7 protein-coding genes and 1 pseudogene are annotated in these 6,517 nt (G+C 74.6%); 4 read left to right on the top strand and 4 right to left on the bottom strand.

Annotated elements, in window-relative coordinates:
- The 4 genes and pseudogenes from ACFWUQ_RS30830 to ACFWUQ_RS30815 form a co-directional block, all read right to left on the bottom strand.
- Positions 1 to 345: pseudogene (locus ACFWUQ_RS30830) on the bottom strand (hypothetical protein); the annotation flags it as partial.
- On the bottom strand, positions 342 to 1,928 hold the full coding sequence (pelF, locus tag ACFWUQ_RS30825; protein WP_384544602.1) for a GT4 family glycosyltransferase PelF: 1,587 nt from the start codon (positions 1,926 to 1,928) through the stop codon (positions 342 to 344). The pseudogene ACFWUQ_RS30830 and the gene pelF, both read right to left, overlap by 4 nt.
- A 242-nt stretch (positions 1,929 to 2,170) precedes the next feature.
- The gene (locus ACFWUQ_RS30820) at positions 2,171 to 3,532 is read right to left on the bottom strand and encodes a DUF3152 domain-containing protein (protein ID WP_384544598.1); all 1,362 of its coding nucleotides are present in this window, start codon (positions 3,530 to 3,532) and stop codon (positions 2,171 to 2,173) included.
- 5 nt (positions 3,533 to 3,537) lie between these two features.
- Positions 3,538 to 4,533 carry an alpha/beta fold hydrolase gene (locus tag ACFWUQ_RS30815; RefSeq protein ID WP_384544596.1) on the bottom strand — a complete coding sequence of 332 codons (996 nt, stop codon included), beginning with the start codon at positions 4,531 to 4,533 and terminating at the stop codon, positions 3,538 to 3,540.
- Between the two features lie 138 nt (positions 4,534 to 4,671).
- Here ACFWUQ_RS30815 and ACFWUQ_RS30810 point away from each other — a divergent pair, with 138 nt between their 5' ends.
- The 4 genes from ACFWUQ_RS30810 to ACFWUQ_RS30795 all read left to right on the top strand — a co-directional run bounded on the left by ACFWUQ_RS30810 (position 4,672) and on the right by ACFWUQ_RS30795 (position 6,497).
- Positions 4,672 to 4,887, top strand: a complete 216-nt coding sequence (locus ACFWUQ_RS30810; RefSeq protein ID WP_384544594.1) for a hypothetical protein — start codon at positions 4,672 to 4,674, stop codon at positions 4,885 to 4,887.
- Between the two features lie 181 nt (positions 4,888 to 5,068).
- Entirely contained in the window at positions 5,069 to 5,713 is a 645-nt protein-coding gene (locus ACFWUQ_RS30805; RefSeq protein WP_384544592.1) for a TetR/AcrR family transcriptional regulator, read from the top strand.
- A 120-nt stretch (positions 5,714 to 5,833) separates the two neighbouring features.
- Entirely contained in the window at positions 5,834 to 6,061 is a 228-nt protein-coding gene (locus ACFWUQ_RS30800) for a DUF3107 domain-containing protein (protein WP_384544590.1), read from the top strand.
- Between the two features lie 136 nt (positions 6,062 to 6,197).
- On the top strand, positions 6,198 to 6,497 hold the full coding sequence (locus tag ACFWUQ_RS30795) for a hypothetical protein (protein WP_384544600.1): 300 nt from the start codon (positions 6,198 to 6,200) through the stop codon (positions 6,495 to 6,497).
- Positions 6,498 to 6,517: the final 20 nt, after the last annotated feature.

Below are 6,517 nucleotides of genomic sequence, written 5' to 3'. Positions count from 1 at the left end.
GGGCAGCACGGCGCAGCCGGCGGCGCGCAGTTCGCGGAGCCCGCCGAGGGCCGGGGCGGCGCGGGGACCGGGGGCCGCGGGGGGTGCCTCGCCGCGCGGGGTCCGGGCGTACAGCTCCTCGGCGAGGGCGAAGACGTCGCGGTGGCGGAAGCGGCCGGCGGTGCGGTCGGTGATGCCGTGGGCCTCCAGGCCGGCGGCGATCTCCAGCGGGTCCACGGCCCGTTCGCACAGGGCGCGGTGACGGTGCAGCAGGGCCTTGACGGGGTCGCCGCCGGCGCGCCGGCGCAGGACGGCGGGCGGTGCGGCGGTGTCCCCCGCGACGGCGTGCGGGTCCAGGGTGGTCATACCGCTGCCTCCGGGGCCGGGTGGGGGGCCGGGGCCCAGGTGGGGGTGGTCCAGTGGCCGGGGACCCGGGCCTCCGGGGGCTGGGCGAAGGGGACCTCCCCGTCCGGCCGGGCGGAGCCCCGGGCGAGCAGGCGCAGGTAGATCTCCTGGAAGGCGGCGACGTTCTGCTCGACGGTGAAGAGCTCCAGGGCCCGCGCCCGGCCGGCCGCCCCCAGGCGCTGGGCGCGCTCGGGGTCGCCCAGCAGGGAGAGGCAGGCGTCGGCGAGGGCGCGCGGGTTGCGGGGCGGTACGACGAGGCCGGTCCCCCCGATGACCTCGCGGACCGCGCCGACGTCGGTGGAGACGGTGGCCCGGCCGCAGAACATGGCCTCGACGAGAGTGCCGGGGAAGCCCTCGACCACGGAGGACAGCACTACGACGCGCCCGGCGCCGTAGGCCTCGGCCGGGGACGGCGCCTCGGGTCCGCCGACCTCCTCGAAGGTGACCGGGTTCTCCCCGGCGGTGACGGCGTCGGCGGCCTCGTCGGGGAAGAGCTGCGCCGCGAGGGAGCGGCAGTCGGCGAGGTAGCCGGGGGCCGCCTCCCCGGTGGCGAAGATGCGCAGCCGCGTCTGCGGTGCGGCCCTGCGGACCTCGGCGAAGGCGTGCAGCAGCCCGACGAGGTCCTTGGCGGGTTCGGTCCGCCCGACCCACACCAGGGTGTCGGGGTCCCCGCAGTCCGCGGCCTCGCCGACGGTGGCGAATCGGTCCGCCTCCATGCCGGGGTGGACCGTGCGCACCCGGTCCCGGGCGGCGCCGCAGCGCTCCTGCCAGCGGCGGGCGTGCGCGTTGCCGGGCGTCAGCAGGTCGGCCCGGTCGTAGATCTCGCCGGCCAGCCGGGTGTGGAAGGCCGCGAGCAGGGCCCGTACGGCGGGGGTCGCCCCGGTCCCGTTCCCGAGGTAGTGGGCCCGGAGCCGGACCCCGTACTCGGTGACCAGGAGCGGCACCCCGAAGAAGCGTTTGGCCAGGAGTCCGGGGAGCGCCGCCACGCCGCCGGCCGCGGCGTGGCAGATGTCGACCGCGCCGAGCTCCTCGTACCAGTCGAGGGACAGCGGCCTGAGCATGCGCTCCAGCTCGTCCACGAACTCCAGCAGGTCCGCCACCCGGGCCGCCTGCACGGAGCGGCCGGCGCCGGGCGCCCGGCAGGCGGACTCCACGGCCCGCACCGCGGCCTCGGAGCGCAGCGCCGCGTACAGCCCGCCCTGCTCGGCGGCGAGTTCGGCGAGGCCGTACAGGCCGGCCGCGAAGGAGCCGGGGTCGCCGCCGCAGATGCCGTGGACCAGTTCCTTGAAGCAGGCGGCGAACCGCTTGCGCTCCCGCCGGCAGTACGTCCGCCCGTCGTCGGCCGGCGCCCAGAGGGGGGCGGTGCGGACCCGGGTGACGTGCTCGGGCAGCGGGACGCGGCCGCGCTCCTGCTCGGCGCTGCGGCTCAGTGCGTAGAGCTCGAACTCGTGGTGCGGGAGCCCGCGCACGAGCCGGTCGCACCACAGCCTCGCCTCGCCCGTCGCATACGGATAACCACCTTCCGTGAGCAGTCCGATCCGCACGAGTGGCACCCCCGATCTCCCGTTCAGGCGGTCGCCGTAGGCCCGGCGACCCGCCGCGGAAGAACTCAAGCGGATCCGTCGGAGGTGCGACGGACGGTTGTCCGTCGCGCCACCGGAAGGGGTGAAGAGTCGTAACTTTCCCGTACGGTTCGCGTTCGAGCACGCTAGAAAGGGCTACGGGCTCGCGTCCGCCACTGCGGGCCCCGCTGCCGCGCGGGCCCGCGATCGGGTCAACGGATGCCTCAACTGCCGGGATGTGCCCAGGGGTTGGGCTTGCAGGCGATTCCGTCGATGTCGAGGGACTTCGTCTGCTGCTGCATGATCGGCGCGAGCGCGCCCGGAGTCCGGCAGCTCACGTGCCCGTGGCCGAGCCGGTGGCCGACCTCGTGGTTGATCAGCATCTGGCGGTAGGCGAACATCTGGTCCGGGCCGTAGGTGGGCGAGCCCTGCGCCCACCGGAAGGCGTTGATCATCACGCGCTCGGTGGACGCCGAATCGCAGGAGACGTTGTCGATGGTGGTGTCCAGGCCCGACTTGGCGCACCACTTGCCGGTGGTCCCGGGGCTCGCGAGGGTGATCACGAAGTCGGCCTCGCCGCCCGGCACCCGCTCGAAGGTCCTGGTGCCGCCGTGGCCCCAGCTGCGGGGGTCGTTCAGGGTGCGGTGCACGGCCTCGGCGAACAGCTGCGGGTCCATGCCGAGGCCCTGCTCGACGTCGACCCGGTAGCGCACGAGTCTGCCCTTGCCGGGCGCCTTGGCCACGCCGGGCACGGTGTCGAAGGTCCCGGGGCCGGTGAGCTTCGCGTCGACGGGCAGCTGCTCCGCCATCCTCTGCTCGTACGTCAGCTCCGCCGCGGGCGCCGCGGCGGGCGTGCCCGCGGGGGCGTCCGGTGTCGGGCGGCCGTCGGACCGGGAGGCCGGCGCCGCGCTGTCGGCGGCGCGGGCCGCGCCGTCGTCGGTCGCGGCCAGGGAGGCGGCCGTGTCCTTGTCGCGGTCGGCGGCCACCTGCCCCGCGACGACGACCGCGAGGACCGTGGTCACGGCGGCCGCGGCCATGCCCGTGTACGTGAGGACCTTCACGCCCCGGCCGGAACCGGGCCGGTCCTCGACCGGAGCGGCCGGCGCCGCGGCGGGCGCCGGCGCCGGTACGGGTTTGCGCGGGCCGGGCACGCGGCGGTGCGAGCCCGTCGAGGAGAGGGCGTCGGACCCCGCCGACGGCGCGCGGGGCGGGGGCGGCTCCAGCGTGACCCGCGGGAAGCCCACCGCGGGGGTGCCGAAGGCCGGGGTGTCGGTGTCCGTGCGGGCGGGCCGCGCCGCGGTCGCGGTCGCCGTGCGGGCCCGCGGGACGCCGTGCCAGTCGCCGTACACGGAGTCGGGCCGGGCGCCGCCGGGCTCGTCCTGCTCGGGGTGGCCGCCGCGCGCGCCGGGGGCGGGCGGGCGGCGGTCCGCGGTGGCGTACCCGCCGTGCGTGACGGTGGGCTCGGGCCACGTCCGCGGCGGCTGCTCCCCGTACGGCGACGGGACCGGCTCGGGTGCCGGTACGTAGACGGTCCGCACCGGCGCCGGGCGGGCCGGGGCGGGGTCCTTGCGACTATGTCGTCCCACGGTCCTCAGCCTCTGCCGTCTTCGGTGTTCCTGTCGGTACCGGCCCCGCCGGTGTCGTGCAGGAGGTCCCGGAAGGCGGCTGCCACCACCTCGGGGTACTCCATCATCGCCACGTGCCCGGCCTCCGGCAGGCACAGCAGCCGCGAACCCCGGTAGGCCGCGGCGGCCTTGCGCGCCAGACGGTACGAGACCAGTTGGTCCCGGCCACCGTAGACCAGCAGGGCGGGTGCGAGAACCCGCTGCGCCTGCCGCCACAGTCCGTGCTGCCCGCCGAGGGTGTAGGAGTCGACGATGCCGCGCGCGGAACGGGTCATCACGTCCCAGAAGTACGGCAGGGCCATCCGCCGCTCCATCTCCTCCACCGCGTGGGCGAAGCCCTCCGCCGTCACCCGGGAGGGGTCGCCGTAGCAGAGGTCCGTCACTCCCCGGGTGCGCTGTTCGGCGGTCAGGCCGCGCGTGATCCGGGCGAAGAGGGCGGCGGTCCCGGGCAGGGCGAGCAGGGCCGTCGGTACGGCTCCCCGCTGCACCCGCAGCTCGGGCAGGGCGGGCGAGACCAGCGTCAGGGTGCGGACGAGGTCGGGGCGGGCGGCCGCGACCCGGGTGGACACCGCGCCGCCGAGGGAGTTGCCGAAGAGGTGGACCGGGCCGCGTCCGGCGGCGTCCAGGTGGCGGATCACCGCGCGGGCGAAGGCCGTGATGGAGTAGTCCCGGTCGGCGGCCGGCGGCGACCAGCCGAAGCCGGGCAGGTCGAGGGCCTCGCCGTCGACGGTGTCCGCCAGCTGCTCCATCAGCGCCGACCAGTTCTGCGAGGAACCGCCGAGTCCGTGGATGAACAGGGCGCGGGGCAGGCCGGCCCGCAGGGGGCGGCGTGAGCGGACGGCGAGTTCCAGGCCGGGCAGCACGGTGGTGCGCAGCTGCTCGCCGTCGGCCGTCCGGACGGCTCCCGCCGGGAAGGAGGGGTCGGTGGTGGACCGTACGCCCGGCAGCTCGGTCGAAGACATGCGGCAATGTTACGAGAGGATCACGCTCCACTTCCTGTGTTCGCGGTCACAGCGCGGTCACGGCGGCATGCCTTCCGCATAGCGGGGTATGCGGGATCCTCCTAGGCTCGTAGGTGGACAAGGAAGTGAGGGAGCGGGATGACTGTCGACCCTGCGGAACCGGACACCTTCCGGGAGACCTCCCCGGAAGTCCTCGACCCCGAGGCGCCGGAGGCGGATGTGGCGGAGCAGCTGGCCGAATTGCGACCGGACGAGGACGACCCGGTCACGGGCACGTCGACGGGCGAGGCCGCCGACGGCGACGCGGTGGAGCAGGCCCGGGTGGTGCCGCTCGACGAGGACGACTACCGCTGAGCAGTCGCTGACCAGCCGCCGATCGACCGCTGACCGACCGCCGACCGACCCCTGACCAGCGTCTCCTGCTCGTCCGTACCGCGAGAAAACTCGGCCTGAACCCTCCAGATTCGGTTACCGAAAAGTACGATGGCGGCGCGGCGCAGAGCGCACTGTGTTCTTAGAGAAAGTGGGAGGCGGCGTGACAGCCATCGAGCAGACCGAGGCAGCGCGTCCGCGGGGCACACGACTGCCGCGCCGAGCCCGACGCAACCAGCTGCTGGGCGCGGCTCAGGAGGTTTTCGTCGCGCAGGGCTACCACGCGGCCGCGATGGACGACATCGCCGAGCGCGCCGGGGTGAGCAAGCCGGTGCTGTACCAGCACTTCCCCGGCAAGCTCGACCTCTACCTGGCGCTGCTGGACCAGCACTGCGAGGCCCTGCTGCTGGCGGTGCGCACCGCGCTGGCGTCGACGACGGACAACAAGCTGCGCGTGGCCGCGACGATGGACGCCTACTTCGCGTATGTGGAGGACGAGGGCGGCGCCTTCCGGCTGGTCTTCGAGTCCGACCTCACGAACGAGCCGGCCGTGCGCGAGCGCGTCGACCGTGTCTCGCTCCAGTGCGCCGAGGCCATCTCCGACGTGATCGCCGAGGACACCGGGCTGTCCAAGGACGAGTCGATGCTGCTGGCCGTGGGCCTCGGCGGGGTCTCGCAGGTCGTGGCCCGCTACTGGCTGTCCAGCGAGAGCCCGGTCGCCCGGGACACGGCGGTCGGCCTGCTGACCTCGCTCGCCTGGCGCGGCATCGCCGGCTTCCCGCTGCACGGCACGGAGGGCGGCGTCTGACCCCCGGCTGTTCGCTGCCAGCGTGTCCGGCCCGCGCGGTTCCCGTCCCCTCTCCGGGCTAATGTGGACCGCGTACGGCGCGGCTGATCGCGCGAACCGGATCGTCGGAGGGACAAAGCCGTGGAGGTCAAGATCGGCGTGCAGCACGCACCCCGGGAGATCGTGCTGGAGAGCGACCTGAGCGCGGAGGAGCTGGAGAGCCTCGTCGCCGCCGCGCTGTCGGGTACGGCGCCGCTGCTGAGCCTCACCGACGTCAAGGGCCGCAAGGTCCTGGTGCCGTCCGACCGCCTGTCGTACGTCGACCTGGGCGAGCCGACCGCGCGCAAGGTCGGTTTCGGCGCGCTCTGACGCGGTGGTACCTCGGGTACCGGAACTGAGTGAAACGGCCTGGTGGGTTGATCCCACCGGGCCGTTTCCCTTTCTTCCGCTTCGGGTAGGACGGCAGTGACCCGGTTTGCCCTGACGTGTGGGAGGCACCTCCATGCTGCTGTTGGAAGCGCTCGGCTCTGCTCTGCTGGGACTCGCGCTGTCCGCGGCGGCCGTACGGACCTTCGCGGACCGACTGCCCGCGTCGAGAACGGTGCTGGTCAGCGGGGTCCTGGGGGCGCTCTTCGGGGCGTACCTCACGCACTTCGCGCTGGGCCCCGGGCACCACACGCTGTTCGCGACGCTCGTCGGGGGCCTGCTGGTGTCGGCCGTGGTGCTGTCGCTGCTGCTGCGGCCCGCCCCCCGCTCGCGCAGGCGCTCGCACCGGCCTCCGTTTTCGCTCCCCACCCGGGGCTGAACCGGATACGGGCGGGGCCC

This window comes from Streptomyces sp. NPDC058662 (assembly GCF_042716255.1).
Classification (GTDB): domain Bacteria; phylum Actinomycetota; class Actinomycetes; order Streptomycetales; family Streptomycetaceae; genus Streptomyces.
Note: the sequence above shows the minus strand (reverse complement) of the source record. Positions and strands in the feature narration are given on the sequence as shown.